Origin of the sequence: Microbacterium sp. NIBRBAC000506063, assembly GCF_017968845.1 — a bacterium.
In the GTDB taxonomy this organism is placed as follows: Bacteria; Actinomycetota; Actinomycetes; order Actinomycetales; family Microbacteriaceae; genus Microbacterium.
In genome coordinates, this window is the sequence record NZ_CP072876.1 from 2,236,227 (window position 1) to 2,257,570 (window position 21,344).

Below are 21,344 nucleotides of genomic sequence, written 5' to 3' on the forward strand. Positions count from 1 at the left end.
AAACGGTGAACTCTCGGTGAGGGAGGTGCGTTTCGTCATCCGGCGACCGATCCGGGCGGGAACCTTGACGTGTGAGAGTCGCGATCGTGGCAGAATCCTTCCTCCCGCACATGAACGGTGTGACCGGGTCGGTCCTCCATATCCTCCGGCACCTGGAGCGCCGCGGGCACGAGGCGCTCGTGCTGGCTCCGCGTGCGGCGGGGATGCCGGACGATGTCCACGGTGCCCGCGTCGAGCCGGTCTCGAGCATGGCGCTTCCCGGCTACCGCGATGTGCGGGTGGGTTCGGCGACCGCCCATCGGCTCGCGGTGTCGCTCGAGCGCTTCGCCCCGGACGTCGTGCATCTGGCGTCGCCCTTCGCGCTCGGCTGGCGGGGTGTGCTGGCCGCGGACAGACTCGACATCGCGACGGTCGCCGCCTATCAGACCGATGTCGCCGGCTACACGGAGCGCTACCGGCTCCCCGCCACCACGACGATCGCGCAGAGCCACGTCTCGCGCCTGCACCGCCGGGCGACCCTCACGCTCTCGCCGTCGAGCGCCTCCGACGACGACCTCGTCCGCTGGGGCGTGGACCGCGTGCGCCGCTGGGGAGAGGGGTCGACGCCGAGCGCTTCCACCCCGCCCGCCGCAACGACATGTGGCAGCGATCGGATGCCGCAGACGTCGTCATCGGCTACGTCGGCCGCCTCGCCGCCGAGGAACAGGTCGACGATCTGCGCGTGCTGCAGGACATCCCGGGGGCGAGGCTCGTGATCGTCGGGGACGGTCCGCTGCGTCCGCGGCTGGAGACGCTGCTGCCCGCGGCGACGTTCCTCGGCCACCAGAGCGGCGAGGCGCTCGCCGAGGCGATGGCGTCCTTCGACATCTTCGTGCACCCGGGCGAGAGCGACACCTTCGGGCAGACGCTGCAGGAGGCCCATGCGAGCGGTGTGCCGGTCGTCGCGACCGGCCGCGGTGGCCCGCTCGACCTCGTGCGGATGGGCATCGACGGCTGGCTCTACACGCCGGGCGACCTCGCCGACCTGCGGATGCGCGTGGCCGACCTCGCCGGCGACGCCGCCAAGCGCCGCGCCTTCGGTGCGGCAGGACGCGAGGCCGTCGAGGGCAGGTCGTGGGAGGCGGTCTGCGATCAGCTGCTCGGCCACTTCGCCCAGGCGCAGGAGCTGCGGCGGGTCGATCGGATGCTGCGCGCCCGGCGCGAGAGGCGTCCCGAGCTGCGTCCGGAGCGCCCGCTGGGCGGCTGGCGCCGCTACGTCGCCCTCGGCGACTCGCTGACCGAGGGGCTGTGCGATCCGGCACCCGACGGGACGCTGCGCGGCTGGGCCGACCGCCTCGCGTACCTCCTGTCGGCCCGCGGCGGCCTGCACTACGCCAATCTCGCCGTGCGTTCCCGCCGCGTGCGCGATGTGTGCGGCGAGCAGCTGGCGCGCGCCCGGGAGCTGCGGCCCGACCTCGTCTCGATCCTCGTCGGCGCGAACGACCTCGTGAAGCGCACGGTGGACGTGCCGGCGCTCGCCGCGAGTCTCGAGCAGGCCGTGCAGACGCTGCGCGACGACGGCGCCGACGTGCTGCTGGTGACGCCGTTCCTCCCCGACCGGCGGCTGGCGGGGATCTACGCCGGACGGTTCTCGGCCTTCGCGAGTCGCCTGGCCGACATCGCCGAGCGCACGGGCGCGATCCTCATCGACACCGACCTGTTCCCCGCGCTCGCCGACCGGCAGAACTGGGGAGAGGACTTCGTCCACCTCGGCAGCCGCGGTCACCGTTTCCTCGCCTACCGGGCGGGCGAGGCGCTCGGCGTCCCGCACGCCGAGGAGCTGGGCGCGCTCGACGAGGTGTTCCACGCCGAGGCGACGGCGGGGAGCGCGCATGGTGGCGCACGCACGCGCTGCCGTGGATGTGGCGTCGGATGCGGGGCCGCACGGCCGGCGATGGGCTCTCCGCCAAGCACGACGGCTACGTCTGGGTGGGCCGTTCCTCGTCGATGAGCGGCGTTCCCGTCCCGAGTCCCGGTCGTTGAGCGAGCACGGCCGCAGGCCGCGCGAGTCGAAGCGTCACAGCGAGGATGCCGCGGTCTCTCTTCCCGTATCCGGGCCGTCGCGAAACGGGGCGCGCCTCCGCCTAAGGCCGCCCCATCCCGTGGTACCGCCAGCCGGCGGCCCGCCATGCCGCGGAATCCAGGCAGTTGCGCCCGTCGACGATCACCCGGTCCGCGACCAGTGCGCCGGCGGCATCCGGGTCCATCTCCCGGCGGTACAGATCCCACTCGGTGACGATGATCACGGCCTCGGCGCCGCGCAGCGCCTCGTCGCGCTCGGCCGCGTACTCGAGCTGCGGATGCCGCCTGCGGGCGTTCTCCAGCGCGGCGGGATCGGTCACGACCACATCGGCGCCGAGCCCCTTCAGCCGCACGGCGACCTCGAGCGCGGGGAGTCGCGGATGTCGTCGCTGAAGGGCTTGAACGCCGCGCCCAGCACGGCCACGCGCCGGCCGAACACCGATCCGTCGAGCGCGTCGATCACCAGCTGCACTGCCCGGTCGCGCCGGCGGAGATTGATCTGGTCGACCTCGCGGAGGAAGCCGACCGACTCGCCGCGGCCGAGCTCCTCGGCGCGGGCGGCGAAGGCGCGGATGTCCTTGGGCAGGCATCCGCCGCCGAAGCCGATGCCCGAGCCGAGGTAGCGGCGGCCGATGCGGGTGTCGTGCCCGATGGCATCGGCGAGAAGGGTGACATCGGCGCCGGAGGCCTCGGCGATCTCGGCCATCGCGTTGATGAAGGAGATCTTGGTCGCCAGGAACGCGTTGGCCGCCCCTTGACGAGTTCGGCTGTGGCCAGGTCTGTCACCAGGTAGGGGATGTCCGCCTCGACCGCCGGCGCGTAGACCTCGCGCAGGATGGCGGCGGCACGCTCGCCCTCGTCACCGGCGGGCACGCCCACCACCAGCCGGTCGGGGGTGATCGTGTCGTGCACCGCCCAGCCCTCGCGCAGAAACTCCGGGTTCCACACGAGCGTCGCGCCCGTGGGCTCGAGGCGATCCGCGAGGCGCGCAGCGGTGCCCACCGGGACCGTCGACTTGCCGACCACGAGGTCTCCCGGCTTAACATGGACGAGGAGCGCATCGACGGCGGCGTCGACGTAGGTGAGGTCGGCGGCATGCCCGCCCTGCTGCTGGGGGTGCCGACGGCGATGAAGTGGACGCCGGCATCCGACACCTCGCTCATGTCGGTCGTGAAGCGCAGGGTCCCTCCTTCCAGCCCTTCTGCCAGCAGCTCCCCGAGTTGCGGCTCGAAGAACGGCGGCCTCCCCGCGGAGAGGGAGGCGATCTTCCCCTCGTCGACGTCGACGCCGGTGACATCGTGACCGATGGAGGCCATTGCGGCGGCGTGGACGGCACCGAGGTACCCGCAGCCGATCACAGACATGCGCATGGGCTCATCCCAGCCCGCTTCGGATGCCGGTCGCTGAACCGCGCATGAACGACGCGTGGACGGATGCCGAACCCTCACCTCCTCGCCGAGCCCTCATCCGGACCGCATCGGTGCGGCAGTGGCACCCCGTTCCCAGGGCACGCTGGTAGGGTGAGGGTGGATATCCCTGCGATATCCGACAATTGAACACAGATCAACGGAGCGGTCGGCTGAGAAGCTGGTCCCTGTGGTGGGTTCCTCGGCACGTCGGATGTCGGGTGGTCTTCTACTGGTGGCCAGCGCCGGTGAGACACGCGGGGCATTTCCGCACGCCGAAATCTGCCCGAATCCGCTCCTTCATGAACGCTCGTGCGTCACACGGACCTGCGAGCCTAAAAAAAGAAGGAGAGACCTCTTGGAAGGTCCTGAAATCACCGCCACTGAGGCCGTTCTCGACAACGGCCGCTTCGGCACCCGCACCGTCCGCTTCGAAACCGGCCGCCTCGCTCAGCAGGCGCAGGGATCGGTCGCGGCCTACCTCGACGGCGAGACCATGCTGCTGTCGGCAACCTCCGCGGGCAAGCACCCGCGCGAGGGCTTTGACTTCTTCCCGCTGACCGTCGACGTCGAGGAGCGCTCCTACGCCGCCGGCAAGATCCCCGGTTCGTTCTTCCGTCGCGAGGGCCGCCCCTCGACCGAGGCGATCCTCGTCTGCCGTCTGATCGACCGTCCGCTGCGTCCGTCGTTCGTCGACGGCCTGCGCAACGAGGTCCAGATCGTCATCACCGTGCTCTCGATCGCGCCGGGCGAGTTCTACGACGCGCTCGCGATCAACGCGGCATCCGCCTCGACCCAGATCTCGGGTCTGCCGTTCTCCGGCCCCATCGCCGGCGTGCGCCTCGCGCTCATTCCCGGCCAGGGCGAGCACGAGGACCAGTGGGTCGCGTTCCCGACCGTCGAGCAGGTCGAGCAGGCCGTGTTCGACATCATCGTCGCCGGCCGTGTCGTCACCGACAAGAACGGCAACGAAGACGTCGCGATCATGATGGTCGAGGCCGAGGCCACCGAGGGCAGCTGGAACCTCATCAAGGCCGGCGCCACCAAGCCGAACGAAGAGGTCGTCGCGGCAGGTCTCGAGGCCTCGAAGCCCTTCATCGCGCAGCTTGTGAAGGCACAGGCCGAGCTCGCCGCCTCCTCCTCGAAGGAGCCCGGTGTCTACCCGGTCTTCCTGCCCTACTCCGAGCAGAGCTACGACTTCGTGGCCGCGCGTGCCTACGACGAGCTCGTCGGCATCTACCAGATCGCCGACAAGACCGAGCGTCAGAACGCCGACGACGCCGTCAAGGAGCGCGTCAAGGCCGAGTTCGCCGCCGCCGTCGAGGCCGGGGAGATCCCCGCCGAGGCCGCCGGAGAGTTCGGTGGCGCGTACAAGGCCGTCACGAAGAAGATCGTCCGCGGTCGCATCCTCGCCGAGGGCGTCCGCATCGATGGCCGCGGCCCTGCCGACATCCGTCCGCTCGACGCCGAGGTGCAGGTCATCCCGCGCGTGCACGGCTCGGCGATCTTCCAGCGCGGTGAGACCCAGATCATGGGCGTCACCACGCTGAACATGCTCAAGATGGAGCAGCAGATCGACTCGCTCTCGCCCGTGACGAGCAAGCGGTACATGCACCACTACAACTTCCCGCCCTACTCGACCGGTGAGACCGGTCGCGTCGGCAGCCCCAAGCGTCGCGAGATCGGGCACGGCTTCCTCGCCGAGCGCGCCCTCGTGCCGGTGCTGCCCACCCGCGAGGAGTTCCCGTACGCAATCCGTCAGGTCTCCGAGGCGCTGGGCTCCAACGGCTCGACCTCGATGGGCTCGGTGTGCGCGTCGACCCTGTCGCTGCTGAACGCGGGTGTGCCGCTGCGCGCCCCGTCGCCGGCATCGCGATGGGCCTGGTCACCGATGAGGTGAACGGTGAGACCCGCTACGCGGCGCTCACCGACATCCTCGGTGCCGAGGACGCCCTCGGCGACATGGACTTCAAGGTCGCAGGCACCTCGGAGTTCATCACAGCGATCCAGCTCGACACGAAGCTCGACGGCATCCCCTCCGAGGTGCTCGCAGGGGCACTGACCCAGGCGAAGGACGCACGTCTGACGATCCTGAACGTCCTCAACGCCGCGATCGACGCGCCGGACGAGATGGCTTCGACGGCTCCGCGCGTGATCAGCGTGCAGATCCCGGTCGACAAGATCGGCGAGCTCATCGGACCCAAGGGCAAGACGATCAACGCGATCCAGGACGAGACCGGCGCGCAGATCTCCATCGAGGAGGACGGCACCGTCTACATCGGCGCGACCGACGGCCCTCGGCCGAGGCCGCCCGCGCGCAGGTCAACGCGATCGCCAACCCCACCAACCCGGAGGTCGGCGAGCAGTTCCTGGGCACCGTCGTGAAGATCGCCACCTTCGGCGCCTTCATCTCGCTGCTTCCCGGCAAGGACGGCCTGCTGCACGTCAGCGAGGTCCGCAAGCTCGCCGGCGGCAAGCGCGTGGAGAACGTCGAAGACGTGCTCGGCGTCGGCCAGAAGCTCCTGGTGCGCATCACCAAGATCGACGACCGCGGCAAGCTCTCGCTCGAGCCGGTGCTGGAGGAGGCGTCCGAGGACGCCGCCGCCGAGCCGGTCGCGGAGGGCGCCGAGGCCTGATCCTCGTCCCGTACGAGAACCCGGTCGTCCCCGGAAACGGGGCGGCCGGGTTCTCGGCGTTCCAGCCGTGATCAAAGCGTTATGTCGTATTTGGCTGTTCGTCACCTGAATGGCCCGATCACGAGGCTTTACCACGTACCCTCAAAGTACGCACCGGGGGTGCAGAGAAGAGTCCTCAGAGGGACAGTCGCTCTGACGGGCGGGGTGGTTGGTATGCGGTTCTTCGGCGTTGGCACAGCCGTCGCATCATCGAGCCTTTCCGGTCATCCCTCCGCACCGATTCCCGTCACCGGTCCCGGAGTGGGCGAGGGCATCCGGGTCGAGCTCGGCGAGACCGGCATCTCCGTCTTCCCGCTCATGCTCGGCACCGGCGAGTTCGGCTGGAACGTCAACCAGTCGACCGCGAACGCGATCCTGGACCGCTACATCGACTTCGGCGGCAATGCGATCCATACCGCCGACGGCTTCTCCGGCGGGCGCAGCGAGTACTTCGTCGGCCAGTGGCTGAAGGCCCGCAGCGCCCGCGACGGCGTCGTGCTGGGCGCGCGGATCGGTGCCCACGCCGACAACCCCGGGCTCGATCCGGTCAATCTCGTCCGCGCCGTCGACGCGAGTCTCGGTCGTCTCGGAACAGACGTCATCGATGTGCTCTACCTCGACGCCTCGCTCGATGAGACATCGAACCTCGAAGACACCCTCGCCACGGTCGAGTGGCTGCGCGAGGCCGGCAAGATCCGTGCGGTCGGCGCCTACCGCTTCCGCGCCGAACGCCTGGTCGAGGCCCGCATCCTCAGCGCTGCCGGCTATCCGCGCATCGAGGTGCTCGACGAGCCCTACAACCTGATCCGCCGCATGCCGTTCGAGGGCGATCTGCGCCTCGTCGCCGGGGCGCAGAGCCTCGCGGTCACGCCTTCGCACGCCCTGGAGCACGGGTTCCTGTCGGGCCGGCACCGTTCGAAGTCGGATGCCGCGCAGAACGTCCGCGGCGAGCAGATCCGCGAGAACCTGAACCGCCGCGGCATCCGGGTCCTGAGGGCGCTGGACGTCGTAGCGCAGGAGCAGGGCGCGCCGGTCGCCGCCGTCGCGGTGGCCTGGCTGCTGGCGCAGCGCTCCGTCGTCGCGCCGATCGTCAACGCCTTCGCCGCCGAGCACGTCGAGGAGCTCGTTCAGGGCGCGGGCGTGACGCTCACGCGCGGGCAGCTCTCCGAGCTCACCCGCGCCGGCAACTGACCTTCTTCGGCCCGCACCGGTCGCCGACACGAGCCCTGCCGAGCCGAGCACTCCGGTCGTACCGGGACGTCGTTCGCCCCGGTGACGTAGGCTGGAGAGCGCGTGCCCGCGCTGATGCCGGTGCGCGAGGAGTGAGCGGTAGTGACGCATTACATATACCTGGTCAGACACGGCGAGCATCAAGATGCTGAGCACGGATTGACCGACGGACCCCTTTCTCCCCGAGGACAGCGTCAGGCCGAGGCCATCGCCGCGCGCCTGTCGGGTCTGCCGCTGGACGCCGTGTGGCATTCTCCGCTGCTGCGCGCCGCCGAAACGGCCCGCACGATCGCCGAGCGGCTCCCGTCGGTCGAGCCCGAGCCCTCCGCGCTGCTTTTCGATTGCGTGCCCACAGGCCCGACCGAGGAGACCCCTTCCGCGTACGAGCCCTTCTTCGGGTCGGTGACGGATGCCGAGATCGAGGCCGGTCGCGCACAGATGATCGACGCGATCGGCGAGTTCCTCGTGCGCAAGACCGGAGACGTGCACGAGGTGCTCATCACCCACAACTTCGTCATCGCGTGGTTCGTGCGCGAAGTGCTCGGCGCGCCCGAGTGGCGGTGGATGACCCTCAACCAGGCCCATTGCGGACTCACGGTGATCGCGCAGAAGCAGGGCGCCCGTGGTCGTTGCTCACGCACAACGACCTCGGCCACCTGCCCTTCGAGCTGCGCACCGGCATGCCCGAGGCCGTCCCCGCGTGACCCGCGGCATCCGGCGCTGCATGTCCGCAGCGGAATAGACTGAGGACATGACGACACAGGTCGCCCTCGTCGGCGGAACAGGAAAGCTCGGTGGCATCATCCACCGGGTGATCGACGAGACCGAGGGCTTCGAGGTGGGCCGGGTGCTCACCTCCCGCAGCAGCGTCGACGAGCTCGACGGCGCCGGTCTCGTCGTCGACGCCTCCACGCCCTCGGTCAGCATCGACATCGTGCGCGCGGCCGTCGAACGCGGCACGAACGTGCTCGTGGCCACCTCGGGCTGGTCGGCCGAGCGGATCGCGCTCGTGCGCCCGCTCGTGGAGGCGGCCGGCACCGGGGCGGTGTTCATCCCGAATTTCTCCCTGGGCTCCGTGCTCGGATCGGCGCTGGCGGCAGCGGCCGCACCGTTCTTCGGCTCCGTCGAGATCATCGAGGCCCATCGCGAGACGAAGATCGACTCGCCCAGCGGCACCGCGGTGCGCACGGCCGAGCTCGTCGCCCAGGCGCGGGCCGATCGCGGGCCGATCGACGCGCCCCACGCCGATCAGCGCGCCCGCGGCCAGCAGGTCGCCGGCGTGCAGGTGCACTCGCTGCGGCGCCCCGGCGTCGTCGCCCGGCAGGATGTCATCCTCTCCGGTGCGGGGGAGTCGCTCACGATCACCCATGACACGATCGTCTCTGCCGACGCCTATGCGCCCGGCATCCGGCTCTCGCTGCCCTTCGCCCGTGACGCCCGCGGCGTGTTCGTGGGGCTGGAGAGCATGATCGACATCGGGATCGGTCACGCCCCGTGATCTCGCGCGTCGGCGTCGCGGTGATGGGCGCGGCACTGCTGCTCTACGTCGTCGTGGCGGCGTGGCTGGCCGTGCAGTTCCTCCTCGCGGGAACGCCGGCCGGCATCGGGATGGGCATCGCGCTCGCCGTGCTCGCGCCGCTGGGCGGCTGGGCGCTCGCACGTGAGCTGGTGTTCGGCTTCCAGGCCGATCGGCTCGGGCGCACCCTCGAGGCAGAGGGCGGCATGCCCGCAGAGGAGGTCGCGCTCACCCCGAGCGGACGCGTCGTGAAGGACGAGGCCAGTCCGCTCGTGGCGAAGTACGCCGAGGCCGCGGCATCCGACGACGACTGGCGCGCGCACTACCGGCTCGGCATCGTTCAGGATGCCGCGGGCGAGCGCAAGGAGGCTCGGGCGAGCATCCGTGAGGCGATCCGCCGCGAGAGGGCCGCGCGCAGCGCTTAGGCCAGCGTCGCCTCGAGCGTGATCTCCACGCCCGCGAGCGCCTGTGAGACGGGGCAGCCGGTCTTGGCGCCTTCGGCGAGCTCCTGGAACTTCTCCGGCGACAGCCCGGGCACGACCGCGTTGACGTTGAGGTGACTGCCGGTGATGCCGACGCCGGGCTTGAAGGTCACCGAGGCGGAGGTGTTGACCTGCTCGGGCGGAGTGCCGTTCTCGGTCAGCGCGTGCGAGAGCGCCATGCTGAAGCACGAGGAGTGCGCCGCGGCGATGAGCTCCTCGGGGTGGTGACGGTGTCGGACCCCTCGCTGCGCGCCTTCCAGTTCAGGGGGAAGGTGCCCAGCTGCGAGGAGGAGAACGAGACGGCGCCCTGCCCTTCGGCGAGACTCCCGTTCCAGGTCGCGGTGGCTTCACTTGTCACGGGCATGGGTCCTCCAGAGCTCGCAGGTGTGGGCCCAGCCTACCCAGCAATCGGATGCCGCGGAACCGCTGAACCTAGGCCGTCGTGCGCCCCAGCACGCCCGCCCGCTGCAGCAGCAGGTAGATCTGGCAGCCGAGGCAGAAGGCGAAGGCGGCGTTGAGGAAGGCCGCGATGAACGCGGCGGCGGTGGCGATCGGCAGCGCCCACGGCACACCGACCAGGTGCAGCACGATCCCGACGGTCACGACGAACAGCCCGACGCCCTGCGCGAAGCGCGGCGGACGCGGGTCTTCCAGCTCGGTGGGCGGCGAGAGGCGCGGCTGCAAGACACGGCGGTAGAGAACACTCCACGGCGAGGTGCGCGGAGACAGCACGCCCCACAGGAACAGCAGGGCGATCACCACGGTGAGCAGGAACCCGGGGTCCGAGGCGCGAACGGCGAACGTCGCTGCCGCGATGCCCGGCGTGAACACGGCGCCGGACACGGGCTGATACGCGAACCATCCGAACGAGGCCGAGCCGGAGGCCGTGGAGATGCCGATGAGTCCCAGCACCGTCGCGATCAGAAGCAGGGCGGCGGTGATCGTCGCGGCGAAGCGCGGGCCGCGCGGATCGATGCCGGCGGGAGTGGTCACAGGGTGGCTCCTTCGGGGCGAGCTCGGCGAGGTCCTGCAAGAGCGTGGGGGTGTGCGGAACACCGCGGTAGCGGGCGTGCACGGCGCCCGAGACATCGACGAGTAGGGTCGTCGGCGTCTGCAGCACATGGTAGTGACGGGCGAGATCGGGGCGGTGGGTCAGATCGACGTCGATGTGACGGACGCCGGGGCGGGTGCCGGCCAGCTGCGTGAGCTGACGGCGCACCTGCGGGCAGCGTGCGCACAGCTCGGTGCTGAACTGCACGAGGGTGGCCCGCTCTCCGAGCGCCTCGCCGTCGAGATCGGATGCCCGCATCCGCTCGCCCGGCGCCGCGTCGACGTGTCGTCCTTCGCGGCGCCGCAGCAGCACGCCGATGAGCGTCGCGAGGCCCAGGAGGACTCCCGCGACCAGCAGCGCGCCGCCGAGGGTCATGTGGTCAAGAATACGGCGGTTTGCGGCATCCGGATCGGTTGTGACGGCCCATGACGTGCGGGGCGCGCCCCGTTCGTCGGTGCCCGCGGGTATCGTGGCAGGCATGAGCGACGCTGTGCCCACTCCCTACGAAGATCTGCTCCGCGATGTGCTCGAGTCGGGGGCGGTGAAGACCGATCGCACCGGCACCGGCACCCGCAGCGTCTTCGGGCGGCAGATTCGCTTCGATCTGGCCCAGGGCTTCCCCCTCATCACGACCAAGCGCGTGCATTTCAAGTCGATCGCCTATGAGCTGCTGTGGTTCCTGCGCGGCGAGTCGAACGTGCGGTGGCTGCAGGAGAACGGCGTGACCATCTGGGACGAATGGGCGGATGCCGCGGGCGACCTGGGTCCGGTGTACGGGGTGCAGTGGCGCTCCTGGCCGACCCCCGACGGCGGGCACATCGATCAGCTGTCCGAGGTGATCGAGCAGATCCGGCGGGAGCCCGATTCCCGGCGCCTGATCGTGTCGGCGTGGAATCCGGCCGACATCCCCGACATGGCGCTCGCCCCCTGCCACGCGCTCTTCCAGTTCTATGTCGCCGACGGTAAGCTGTCGTGCCAGCTCTACCAGCGCAGCGCCGACCTCTTCCTCGGGGTGCCGTTCAACATCGCCTCCTATGCGCTGCTGACGCTCATGATCGCGCAGCAGACCGGGCTGGAGCCCGGCGAGTTCGTCTGGACGGGCGGCGACTGCCACATCTACGACAACCACGTCGAGCAGGTCACCGAGCAGCTGACCCGAGAGCCCTTCCCGTACCCGACGCTGCGCTTCGCGCGAAAGCCCGAGTCGGTCTTCGACTACCGGTACGAGGACTTCGTGGTCGAGGGCTACCAGCACCACCCGCCGATCCGGGCGGTGGTGGCGGTATGACCTGGGTCGGGCTGATCTGGGCCGAGGCGCGCGGCGGCGTCATCGGCGCCGAGGGGGCATGCCCTGGCATGTTCCCGAAGACCTCGCGCACTTCAAAGAGGTGACCCTCGGTGCGCCGGTCATCATGGGACGCAAGACGTGGGACTCGCTGCCCGAGCGCTTCCGTCCGCTGCCGGACCGCGAGAACATCGTGATCACCCGCCGTCAGGACTGGGGCGCCGAGGGCGCGCGTCGCGCCGCGACACTGGCGGATGCCGTGCGCGGTCACGATCAGGTCTGGATCATCGGCGGCGCCGAGATCTTCGCCCAGGTCATCGGCGAGGCCGACCGGCTCGAGGTCACCGAGATCGACCTGGAGGTCGACGGCGATGCCTTCGCACCGGCGAAGGACGGCTGGCGCCTGGTCGGCGAGGGGAGTGGCAGACCTCGCGCACCGGCATCCGATTCCGATTCCTGAGGTATGAGCGCTGATGCCCACCGCACTCATCACCGGAGCGAGCGCGGGCCTCGGAGCCGAGTTCGCCACGCAGCTTGCGGCGCGCGGCGCCGATCTGGTGCTCGTGGCGCGCTCGACCGACGCGCTCAAGGGTCTCGCCGAGAAGTTGCGCGACGAGTACGGCGTGGCCGTCGATGTGCGCACGGCCGACCTCACCCAGACGCGCGGCATCAACAAGGTCGCCGAGCGTCTGGCCGATACCGAGCAGCCGATCGATCTGCTCGTCAACAACGCAGGCTTCGGGCTGCCGCTGCATTTCGCGAGCAACGACATCGACGACGAGGTGGCGCATCTGCGCATCCACGTCGAGGCGCCGATGCGGCTCACCCATGCGGCACTCCAGGGCATGCGCGGCCGCGGCGGGCGCATCATCAACGTCGCCTCGGTCGCCGCGTTCATCCCGCGCTCCACCTACGCGGCGTGCAAGTCATGGCTCATCAGCTTCAGCGAGTGGGCGAATGCCGAGTACGCCCGCGACGGCGTCTCGGTGACGGCGCTGTGCCCGGGCTTCACTCACACGAGCTTCCACGAGCGGATGGGACTGCCGCCCGGGCAGGAGGGCATCGCGCCTTTCCTGTGGCTCGATGCCCCCGACGTGGTCCGCGAGGCGCTGCGCGATGCCGCGCGCGGCAGGGCCGTCTCGATCCCGTCGCTGCGGTACAAGGCGATCGTGGCGCTGACGAGAGTGCTGCCCCGTTCGGTGCTTGCCCGCACGGGCCGGCAGGGGCGGGTCTAGCGCCGCGCCGCCATGTCGCCACGCGCGAAGCCAGGCGCGTCTGGGCCGCCGTCTGCAGGAGCACCCCGGCCATCTGCAGGAGCAACCACTCGAATAGGTCGCAAGTGCCTCGAAATCCCGCCGTTTCGACGTACTTGCTCCTGCAGACGGTCGGGTTGCTCCTGCAGACGAGCACGGCGACTACTTCTCCACATTCGCGGGTCGGACCTGATCCATCCACAATCGCGATGAAGTGCCCTCGGCGCCGGCATGCGCCCGGGAAGATCGCAGCCATGAAGGTGAAACAGATTCTTCATGACAGGGGTGGGCTGGCTCGGACAGCAGACTTCCGCCGGGCAGGCGTCGATAGGTCTGCCATCGACCGAGCGCTGTGCGATGGAACCATGCATCGCGCGCGGCGGGGAGTGTATGCCAAGGCAGGGCTGGCCCGGGACAGCCTCGTGGCAGCCCGGCACGGCGGCGAACTGGCGTGCGTCTCCGTGTTGCGCACACTCGGGGTCTGGGTGCTTGATGATGAGCTCGATTCGGCCGACGCCGACTCGCCGATTCATGTGTGGGTAGGGCCTTCCGGCAGGCAGCACAAGCATGAGGGATGCGGGTGCAAGGTTCACCATGAGGAATGGACGCGAACGCCTGGCCTGGGCACCGCGGATGCGGCACTCGCGCTCATCCAGTACGCCGGCTGTGCACCGGAGGAACGCTTCTTCGCCTCACTCGAGTCGGCCTTGCGGCAGGGTCTGGTCACCGATGCCGGGCGAGGCATGATCCGGCGGCGGATCCTTAAGGAGAAACGCTGGATCGTCGACCTCGCCCGTACCGACGCCGATAGCGGCCTCGAGTCGCTCTTGCGTTTCCGCCTGCACCTTCTCGGCATCTCCTTGGAGTCGCAAGTATCGATCCCGGGGATCACACCGGTGGACTTCTTGCTGGGCGGGCGGATCATTCTGGAGGCGGACGGCCGCGAGAATCATGACGGCCCGTCGAAGCGGCACAAGGATCTGATGCGCGATGCGGTGACCGCAGCGCTGGGCTATGAGACCCTGCGGTTCGACTACGCGATGATCGTGTACCGGTGGCAAATCGTGCTGGACGCGATTCTGGGGCGCATGCGGCGTATCGGGCTGAGCCTTCCGCAGGAGGCGGCTTACCGTCTGTAGGAGCGATCCATCGATTCCTTGCGTTTTCGGGGTGTTTCGGCGGTCATCACGCATGTTGCTCCTGCATACGGCGCGGGCGCTCCTGCAGACCGTCGCCTCGGCCCGTCATGCACCCCATCGCCAAGACCGATAACCTGAAGACATGACGCACACGGGCAACCCCTTCGGACAGGTGCTCGTCGCGCTGGTCACTCCGATGACCGCCGACGGCGAGGTCGACTGGCCCGCCACCGAGAAGCACATCGACGACGTCATCACCGCCGGCGCCGACGGCATCGTCGTCACGGGCACGACGGGCGAGACCTCCACGCTCACCGATGCCGAGAAGATCCGCCTCGTCGAGGTCGGCAAGGACGTCGCGGCCGGCCGGGCGAAGATCATCACCGGCGGCGGCTCCAACGAGACCGCCCATGCGATCGAGCTGTACAAGGCCAGCGAGAAGGCCGGCGCCGACGGCATCATGATCGTCACCCCGTACTACAACAAGCCGACGCAGGCCGGCATCCTCACGCATTTCCGGCTCGTGGCCGACGCGACCGACCTTCCGGTGATCCTCTACGACATCCCGGGTCGCACGGGGGTGCCGATCCAGTACGAGACGATCCTGCGCCTGGCGAAGCATCCGAACATCCTCGCGGTGAAAGACGCCAAGGGCGACTTCAGCGAGGTGAGTCGTGTGCTCAACCAGACCGACCTGATGTACTTCTCCGGTGACGATGCCAACGTGCTGCCGCATCTGTCGATCGGCGCCACGGGCCTGATCGGCGTGACGGCCAACGTTGCCGCCGCGCCCTACCGGGTGATCGTCGACGCGATCGGCCGCGGCGATCTCGCGGCGGCGACGGCGGAGCACAAGCGTCTGGAGCCGCTCGTGAGGGCGGTCATGACGCATGTGCCCGGCACTGTCGCCGCGAAGTACATCCTCCACGGCCTCGGCCGTATCTCCAGCCCGCGGGTGCGACTGCCGCTCGTGGGCCCGGAGGAGTGGGAGGCCGCCATGATCGAAGACGAGCTGGCGCTCGTCGGCGATGTGCCCGGCGCCGACTTCTCGAACTTCCGCCCCGACCGCAATGCGGCCGCCGGCGGCGCACTGCCCAAGGTGCACGGCACGACGCGGTGACGCGGCGCAGCTGCACGAACGACCGGATGCGAGCCGCATCCGACTGAGGAGACGCAATGTCCATCCCGCTCGCTGATCCCGAACCCCTCGCCGCCGGCACCCTCCGGGTGACGCCGATCGGCGGTCTCGGAGAGATCGGTCGCAACATGACGACCTTCGAGTTCGACGGCAAGATCCTCATCGTCGACTGCGGGGTGCTCTTCCCCGAGGAGCACCAGCCGGGCGTCGACCTGATCCTGCCGGACTTCGAGCCCATCAGGGACCGCCTCGACGACGTGGTCGGCATCGTGCTCACCCACGGGCACGAGGATCACATCGGCGCGGTGCCCTATCTGCTGCGGCTGAAGAAGGACATCCCGGTCATCGGCTCGGGCCTGACGCTCGCGCTCGTGGAGGCGAAGCTCAAGGAGCATCGCATCAAGGCGTTCACCATGACGGTGACCGAGGGGCAGAAGGAGAAGGTCGGGCCTTTCGACCTCGAGTTCGTGGCCGTGAACCACTCGATCCCGGATGCGCTGGCCGTCGCGATCCGCACGCCTGCCGGGCTCGTGCTCGCCACGGGCGACTTCAAGATGGATCAGCTGCCGCTGGACGGCCGCCTGACCGACCTGCGCGCCTTCTCGCGTCTGGGTGAAGAGGGCGTGGACCTCTTCCTCGTGGACTCGACGAACGCCGATGTGCCGGGCTTCACACCGCTGGAGCGCGCGATCGGTCCGGTGCTCGACCAGGTGATCGCGAAGGCGCCGCGCCGGGTGATCGTGGCGAGCTTCGCCAGCCATGTGCACCGCGTGCAGCAGGTGCTGGATGCGGCGGCTGCCCACGGGCGCCGGGTGGCGCTGCTCGGGCGCAGCATGGTGCGCAACATGACGATCGCGGAGGAGCTCGGGTACCTCACGGTTCCCGACGGCCTGCTCATCGACTACAAGAAGGCGCGCGATCTTCCCGACGACAGGATCGTCTACATGTCGACGGGGTCGCAGGGCGAGCCCATGGCGGTGCTCAGCCGCATGGCCAACCTCGACCACGCGATCGAGCCGGGGAGGGCGACACCGTCATCCTGGCCTCCAGCCTCATCCCCGGCAACGAGAACGCCGTCTACCGGGTGATCGACGGCCTGACCAAGCTCGGCGCGACCGTCGTGCACAAGGCGAACGCGAAGGTGCACGTCTCGGGTCACGCCGCGGCGGGCGAGCTGCTGTACTGCTACAACATCCTCAAGCCCAAGAACGTCCTGCCGGTGCACGGCGAGTACCGCCACCTCATCGCGAATGCGAAGCTCGCGCAGGACACGGGCATCCCCGAGGAGAACACGATCATCGCCGAGAACGGCACGATCATCGATCTGAAGGACGGCCAGGCCCGTGTGGCGGGCCAGCTCGATCTCGGCTTCGTGTACGTCGACGGGTCGACCGTCGGCGAGATCACGGATGCCGACCTCAAGGATCGCCGCATCCTCGGCGAAGAGGGCTTCATCTCGATCATCACGGTCGTCGACGCCGCCACCGGCAAGATCATCTCCGGCCCGGAGATCCACGCCCGCGGCGTCGCCGAGGACGACTCGGTGTTCGACGACGTCGTGCCGAAGATCGTCGCCGCGTTGGCGGATGCCGCACAGAACGGCGTGCGCGACAGCCATGCGCTCTCGCAGATCGTCCGCCGCACGATCGGCCGCTGGGTCAACCAGAAGCTGCGCCGCCGGCCGATGATCGTGCCGCTCGTAATCGAGGCCTAGCCGGCACCGTAGCGCTGCGGGGTTATCGCGTACCGTGGGGCATGACCGACGGCACCGGCGATCAGCGTCCGCAACCAGCCACCGCGCTCTACGAGGAGCGTGTCGCCTTCGAGGCTCCCGAAGGGCCGGAGGGCACGTGGCTTCCGGGCGTCGCGAGCATCACCGATGTCGCGGTATCCCTCGTCGCCGACGAGCCCTATCGCAGTACTGCGGAGGGACTGACGGAGGTCGGCGTGCCCTATTCGGGCTTGTATGCAGCCGAACCCGAGCGGGGCCATTTCCGTGCCAGCTCGATCTGATAGGTGGATGGGGGACGATCCGCGTGCGCTGCCGCCGGGCGAACGCCTTCGCCGCGAAGGTTCTGGAGGCGGCGGAGGCTGCGCGCGGATCCTGAGCCAAGCGCAGAGACCTCACTGCCTCGCGATGGTCGCCAATCCGCCGGAAACCCGCGTCATTGCGGGGAATGTCGGTGCTGCGCCGTAGCGTGAGGGCATGGCCAAGAGCACCACGAAGACCTCGCGCGCGTCGGAGAAGAAGACCCCGACGCGTTCGCGGGCGGCGGCCGCGCCCAAGAAGTACGTCGACGAGGCAGAGAAGGCGCCGGTGGTCGTCCGCGCCTGGTTGGGGCTCGCCCACGGGTCGGTGGTCTCTTCCGTGCCTTCGGGCCCGAGACGCTCGAGAAGGAGCAGCGCCGCGACGGCTTCCCCTTCCTCCTCGTGCTCCTGGCGGTCGCGGGGCCGTCAACGAATGGTTCTTCATCGGCAACGAGATCGCCGAGGGCATCAGCGCCTACACCTTCGGCGGACTCTTCGGCCGCACCGCCTTCATCCTCCCCGTCCTTCTGCTGGTCCTTGCAGGCTGGCTGTTCCGGCATCCGTCGTCGGTCTACGACAACGGGCGCATCGGCATCGGCTTCGGCCTGCTCGTCCTGACGATCGCCGGGTTCTGCCACGTGGCGGGCGGGCAGCCCGAGCCGCGCAGCGGCATGCCCGCGCTCAGCGCCGCCGGCGGCCTGTTCGGCTGGATGCTCGGCGAGCCGCTGGCCTTCGCCATCACTGACATCGGCGCCTACATCGTGCTGAGTCTGCTGGCCGCGCTCAGCGTCCTCATCATCACCAAGACGCCACCCAACCGCATCGGCTCGCGTCTGGGCGATCTGTACGCCTGGATGTTCGGTGCCGAGCGCGCCGAAGCAGACCCGGATGCCGCACCCGCCGCCGAGTCGGACGACGACGCACTCCCGTGGTGGCGCCGCAACAAGACCGGGCGCGAAGAAGAGCCCGACTCGCACCTGGGCTCGCAGGACCTCACCGCACTGCTTGAGCCCGACTCCGCCCAGGGCGGCTTCGAACAGGCGATCGCCCCGGTCTTCACGCCCGACGAGTCGCCGACCCAGATCCTTTCCGGCCTCGACCTCGGTGGGCAGGACTCCACCATGACGGCGATCATCGGCGACGGCGAAGACGACACCGGCGAACTCGCCGGTATGTCGGGTCTGGGCACCGAAGGCCCGGGCTGGGAGGTCCGCAGCCGCCGTCCGCACCGTACATACTCCCGACCGTCGACGCCCTGGCGGCGGGCAGCCCGCACAAGGAGCGCTCGGCCGTCAACGACCAGGTCGTCGCGCAGATCACCGCGGTGCTCGAGCAGTTCTCGATCGATGCGAGGGTCACCGGGTTCTCTCGCGGGCCGACCGTCACCCAGTACGAGATCGAGCTCGGACCAGGGTCAAGGTCGAGCGCATCACCGCGCTCACCAACAACATCGCCTACGCGGTCGCGTCCAACGAGGTGCGCATCCTCGCCCCATCCCGGGCAAGAGCGCGATCGGCGTCGAGATCCCCAACAGCGACCGCGAGATCGTCACGCTGGGCGACGTGCTGCGATCGCCCGCGGCCGCCGGCAGCACGCACCCCATGACGATCGGCGTCGGCAAAGACGTCGGCGGGGCTACGTCGTCGCCAACCTCGCCAAGATGCCGCACCTGCTCGTGGCGGGCTCCACAGGCTCTGGCAAGTCGAGCTTCGTGAACTCGATGATCACGAGCCTGCTCATGCGTGCGACGCCCGCCGAAGTGCGCATGGTCCTCATCGACCCCAAGCGTGTGGAGCTCACCTCGTACGCGGGCGTGCCGCACCTGATCACCCCCATCATCACCAACCCCAAGAAGGCCGCCGAGGCCCTGCAGTGGGTCGTGAAAGAGATGGACATGCGGTACGACGACCTCGCGTCGTTCGGCTTCCGTCACATCGACGACTTCAACCGTGCCGTGGTCGCCGGCGAGGTCGAGACGCCGGTCGGCAGCGAGCGGGTGCTCAAGCCCTACCCGTATCTGCTGGTGGTCGTCGACGAGCTCGCCGACCTCATGATGGTCGCCCCGCGCGACGTCGAAGACTCGATCGTGCGCATCACGCAGCTCGCGCGTGCCTCCGGCATCCACCTCGTGCTCGCCACGCAGCGCCCCTCCGTCGACGTCGTCACCGGTCTCATCAAGGCGAACGTCCCCTCGCGCCTGGCCTTCGCGGTCACCAGCGTCACCGACTCGCGCGTCATCCTCGACCAGCCCGGCGCCGATCGGCTGATCGGCCAGGGCGACGCCCTGTTCCTGCCGATGGGCACCTCCAAGTCGATCCGCGTGCAGGGCGCCTGGGTCAGCGAGACCGAGGTCGACAAGGTCGTCAAGCACGTCACCCGGCAGGCGCAGCCCGAATACCGTGCCGATGTGCAGGCCGCCGCAGAGAAGAAGGAGATCGACGCCGACATCGGCGACGATCTCGAGGTGCTGCTGGCCGCCGCCGAGCTCGTCGTGTCGACCCAGTTCGGCTCGACCTCGATGCTCCAGCGCAAGCTCCGCGTCGGCTTCGCCAAGGCGGGTCGCCTCATGGACCTGCTCGAATCGCGCGAGATCGTCGGACCCTCGGAGGGCTCGAAGGCCCGCGACGTGCTCGTCACGGCCGAGCAGCTGCCGACTGTTCTGGCGAAGCTGCGGGGGAGGAGCCCGCGGCATCCGCTGCTCCGGCATCCGGAGCCCCGCGTCGGCGCCCATCGACCCGATCGAGGCGCAGTACGAGGGTCTTCCCGTCGTCGACGCGAGCGACAGCGAAGACGCGTGGGGCCTGACGGGCCGGGAGTGACCTCTGCGCACCTCCGTGGCGACGGATAGTCTCGGCACATGAGCATCCACCCGCAGCTGCCCAACGCGATCACCGTCGCCCGCATCCCGCTGGCGATCGTCTTCTTCGTGCTTCTGCTCGTCGGCGGCACGTACGGAGAGGCATCGCTCGGTGCGCGCTGGGCGGCGGGCATCCTCTTCGTCGTCGCGATCTCCACCGACTGGGTCGACGGCTACCTCGCCCGCCGCTACGAGATCGTGAGCGACTTCGGCAAGCTCTGGGACCCCATCGCCGACAAGCTGCTCACCGGTGCCGGCTTCATCGGCCTGGCGATCCTCACCGAGGTCTGGTGGTGGCCGGTCGTCATCATCCTCCTGAGGGAGTGGGGCATCACCGTGCACCGCCTCGTCGTCGCCAAGGAGCACGTGGTCGCGGCCGCCTGGATGGGCAAGGTCAAGACCGCCGTGCAGGGCGTCGCCCTCTCGTGGGCGCTGCTGCCGCTGCACGTGCTGATCGGCCTGCCCGCGTGGACGCTCGTCACCGCGATCCTGATCGGCATCGTGCTCGTGCTCACCGTCGCCAGCGGCATCGACTACGTGGCCGCACAGGCGCGAGGCGCCCGACAGGCGAAAGACCGTCCGTGAGCACCGCGGAGGCCGTCATCGCGCTGCTGCGAGAACGCGGCTGGACGATCGGCGTCGCCGAGTCGCTCACGGGCGGCGACCTGGTCTCCGCGCTCGTCTCGGTGCCCGGCGCCTCCAACGCGCTGCGTGGGGGAGTCGTCGCCTACGCGACCCCGCTCAAGCACTCGCTGCTGGGCGTCGACGCGGCGCTGCTCGCCGCGCACGGCGCCGTCCACCCCGAGGTCGCCCGGCAGATGGCCGAGGGCGTGCGGGCCGCGGTGGCCGTGGACGGCAAGCCTGCGGATGTCGGGGTCTCCACCACCGGCGTCGCCGGCCCCGACCCGCAGGACGGGCAGCCGGTGGGCACCGTGCACATCGCCGTGGCGACGGCGGCGGGCACCGGCATCCGATCCTTCCTCCTCGAAGGAGACCGGCCCGAGATCAGAAGACAGGCATCGGATGCCGCACTCCACGCGGTGCACGAGACGCTGCTCGATCAGGGGCGCGACGGGGAATAGCGGCCGCGTGAGGGACGTTGTTCATGATGTGCTCACAGCGAACCCCCGTGCTCTCTCATCGAAAGCACAGCGTGAAACAGTAGCCTGGGAGGCATCCGATCGGGTTAGACTGACCACCCGGCCGGATACGCCTCCGGTACG

Annotated in this window: 13 protein-coding genes and 8 pseudogenes; 17 read left to right on the forward strand and 4 right to left on the reverse strand. The window is 69.4% G+C overall.

Translation table 11 applies throughout. The features are described 5' to 3' along the window. Positions 1–110: 110 nt before the first annotated feature. Positions 111–755, forward strand: coding sequence for a glycosyltransferase (locus KAE78_RS18860; RefSeq protein ID WP_317451776.1), 645 nt, complete (start codon positions 111–113; stop codon positions 753–755). Next, the gene (locus tag KAE78_RS18865) at positions 638–1,990 is read left to right on the forward strand and encodes a GDSL-type esterase/lipase family protein (protein WP_317451777.1); all 1,353 of its coding nucleotides are present in this window, start codon (positions 638–640) and stop codon (positions 1,988–1,990) included. The genes KAE78_RS18860 and KAE78_RS18865 overlap by 118 nt, the downstream gene beginning before the upstream one ends. A 133-nt stretch (positions 1,991–2,123) precedes the next feature. Here the strand turns inward: KAE78_RS18865 and KAE78_RS12695 are convergent. Beyond that, positions 2,124–3,431, reverse strand: a pseudogene (locus KAE78_RS12695) (UDP-glucose dehydrogenase family protein). A gap of 394 nt (positions 3,432–3,825) precedes the next feature. Here KAE78_RS12695 and KAE78_RS12700 point away from each other — a divergent pair. The 5 genes and pseudogenes from KAE78_RS12700 (at position 3,826) to KAE78_RS12720 (ending at position 9,313) form a co-directional block, all read left to right on the forward strand. After that, positions 3,826–6,103, forward strand: a pseudogene (locus tag KAE78_RS12700) (polyribonucleotide nucleotidyltransferase). Positions 6,104–6,316: 213 nt separating this feature from the next. Beyond that, the gene (locus tag KAE78_RS12705; RefSeq protein ID WP_223171082.1) at positions 6,317–7,333 is read left to right on the forward strand and encodes an aldo/keto reductase; all 1,017 of its coding nucleotides are present in this window, start codon (positions 6,317–6,319) and stop codon (positions 7,331–7,333) included. Between the two features lie 141 nt (positions 7,334–7,474). Beyond that, positions 7,475–8,076: pseudogene (locus tag KAE78_RS12710) on the forward strand (histidine phosphatase family protein). 47 nt (positions 8,077–8,123) lie between these two features. After that, on the forward strand, positions 8,124–8,870 hold the full coding sequence (gene dapB, locus KAE78_RS12715) for a 4-hydroxy-tetrahydrodipicolinate reductase (RefSeq protein ID WP_223171083.1): 747 nt from the start codon (positions 8,124–8,126) through the stop codon (positions 8,868–8,870). Then, positions 8,867–9,313 carry a hypothetical protein gene (locus KAE78_RS12720; RefSeq protein ID WP_317451778.1) on the forward strand — a complete coding sequence of 149 codons (447 nt, stop codon included), beginning with the start codon at positions 8,867–8,869 and terminating at the stop codon, positions 9,311–9,313. Before dapB ends, KAE78_RS12720 begins: the two co-directional genes overlap by 4 nt. Here KAE78_RS12720 and KAE78_RS12725 read toward each other — a convergent pair. The 3 genes and pseudogenes from KAE78_RS12725 to KAE78_RS18870 all read right to left on the reverse strand — a co-directional run. After that, positions 9,310–9,734, reverse strand: a pseudogene (locus KAE78_RS12725) (OsmC family peroxiredoxin). The gene KAE78_RS12720 and the pseudogene KAE78_RS12725 overlap by 4 nt on opposite strands. Before the next feature lie 68 nt (positions 9,735–9,802). Beyond that, positions 9,803–10,363, reverse strand: a complete 561-nt coding sequence (locus KAE78_RS12730; RefSeq protein WP_223171084.1) for a DUF4395 domain-containing protein — start codon at positions 10,361–10,363, stop codon at positions 9,803–9,805. 94 nt (positions 10,364–10,457) lie between these two features. Next, positions 10,458–10,901, reverse strand: a pseudogene (locus KAE78_RS18870) (thioredoxin family protein); the annotation flags it as partial. Here KAE78_RS18870 and KAE78_RS12740 point away from each other — a divergent pair. The 10 genes and pseudogenes from KAE78_RS12740 to KAE78_RS12785 all read left to right on the forward strand — a co-directional run bounded on the left by KAE78_RS12740 (position 10,900) and on the right by KAE78_RS12785 (position 21,203). Continuing rightward, a complete protein-coding gene (locus tag KAE78_RS12740; protein ID WP_223171085.1) occupies positions 10,900–11,709 on the forward strand; it encodes a thymidylate synthase in 810 nt (269 codons plus the stop codon). The pseudogene KAE78_RS18870 and the gene KAE78_RS12740 sit on opposite strands and share 2 nt — an antisense overlap. Then, positions 11,706–12,180 (forward strand): annotated as a pseudogene (locus KAE78_RS12745) (dihydrofolate reductase). The gene KAE78_RS12740 and the pseudogene KAE78_RS12745 overlap by 4 nt, the downstream one beginning before the upstream one ends. After that, the gene (locus KAE78_RS12750; protein WP_223171086.1) at positions 12,180–12,941 is read left to right on the forward strand and encodes an SDR family NAD(P)-dependent oxidoreductase; all 762 of its coding nucleotides are present in this window, start codon (positions 12,180–12,182) and stop codon (positions 12,939–12,941) included. Before KAE78_RS12745 ends, KAE78_RS12750 begins: the two are co-directional and overlap by 1 nt. Positions 12,942–13,213: 272 nt before the next feature. Then, positions 13,214–14,098: a type IV toxin-antitoxin system AbiEi family antitoxin domain-containing protein gene (locus KAE78_RS12755; RefSeq protein WP_223171087.1), complete on the forward strand. Its 885-nt coding sequence runs from the start codon at positions 13,214–13,216 to the stop codon at positions 14,096–14,098. A 142-nt stretch (positions 14,099–14,240) separates the two neighbouring features. After that, the gene (gene dapA / locus KAE78_RS12760; RefSeq protein ID WP_223171088.1) at positions 14,241–15,218 is read left to right on the forward strand and encodes a 4-hydroxy-tetrahydrodipicolinate synthase; all 978 of its coding nucleotides are present in this window, start codon (positions 14,241–14,243) and stop codon (positions 15,216–15,218) included. A gap of 56 nt (positions 15,219–15,274) precedes the next feature. After that, a pseudogene (locus tag KAE78_RS12765) lies at positions 15,275–16,950 on the forward strand (ribonuclease J). Between the two features lie 41 nt (positions 16,951–16,991). Further along, the gene (locus tag KAE78_RS12770) at positions 16,992–17,249 is read left to right on the forward strand and encodes a hypothetical protein (RefSeq protein ID WP_223171089.1); all 258 of its coding nucleotides are present in this window, start codon (positions 16,992–16,994) and stop codon (positions 17,247–17,249) included. A 193-nt stretch (positions 17,250–17,442) separates the two neighbouring features. Next, positions 17,443–20,083, forward strand: a pseudogene (locus tag KAE78_RS12775) (DNA translocase FtsK 4TM domain-containing protein). A 38-nt stretch (positions 20,084–20,121) separates the two neighbouring features. Then, a complete protein-coding gene (gene pgsA, locus KAE78_RS12780; RefSeq protein WP_223171090.1) occupies positions 20,122–20,706 on the forward strand; it encodes a CDP-diacylglycerol--glycerol-3-phosphate 3-phosphatidyltransferase in 585 nt (194 codons plus the stop codon). Beyond that, positions 20,703–21,203, forward strand: coding sequence for a CinA family protein (locus KAE78_RS12785; RefSeq protein ID WP_223171091.1), 501 nt, complete (start codon positions 20,703–20,705; stop codon positions 21,201–21,203). Before pgsA ends, KAE78_RS12785 begins: the two co-directional genes overlap by 4 nt. Positions 21,204–21,344 lie beyond the last annotated feature (141 nt).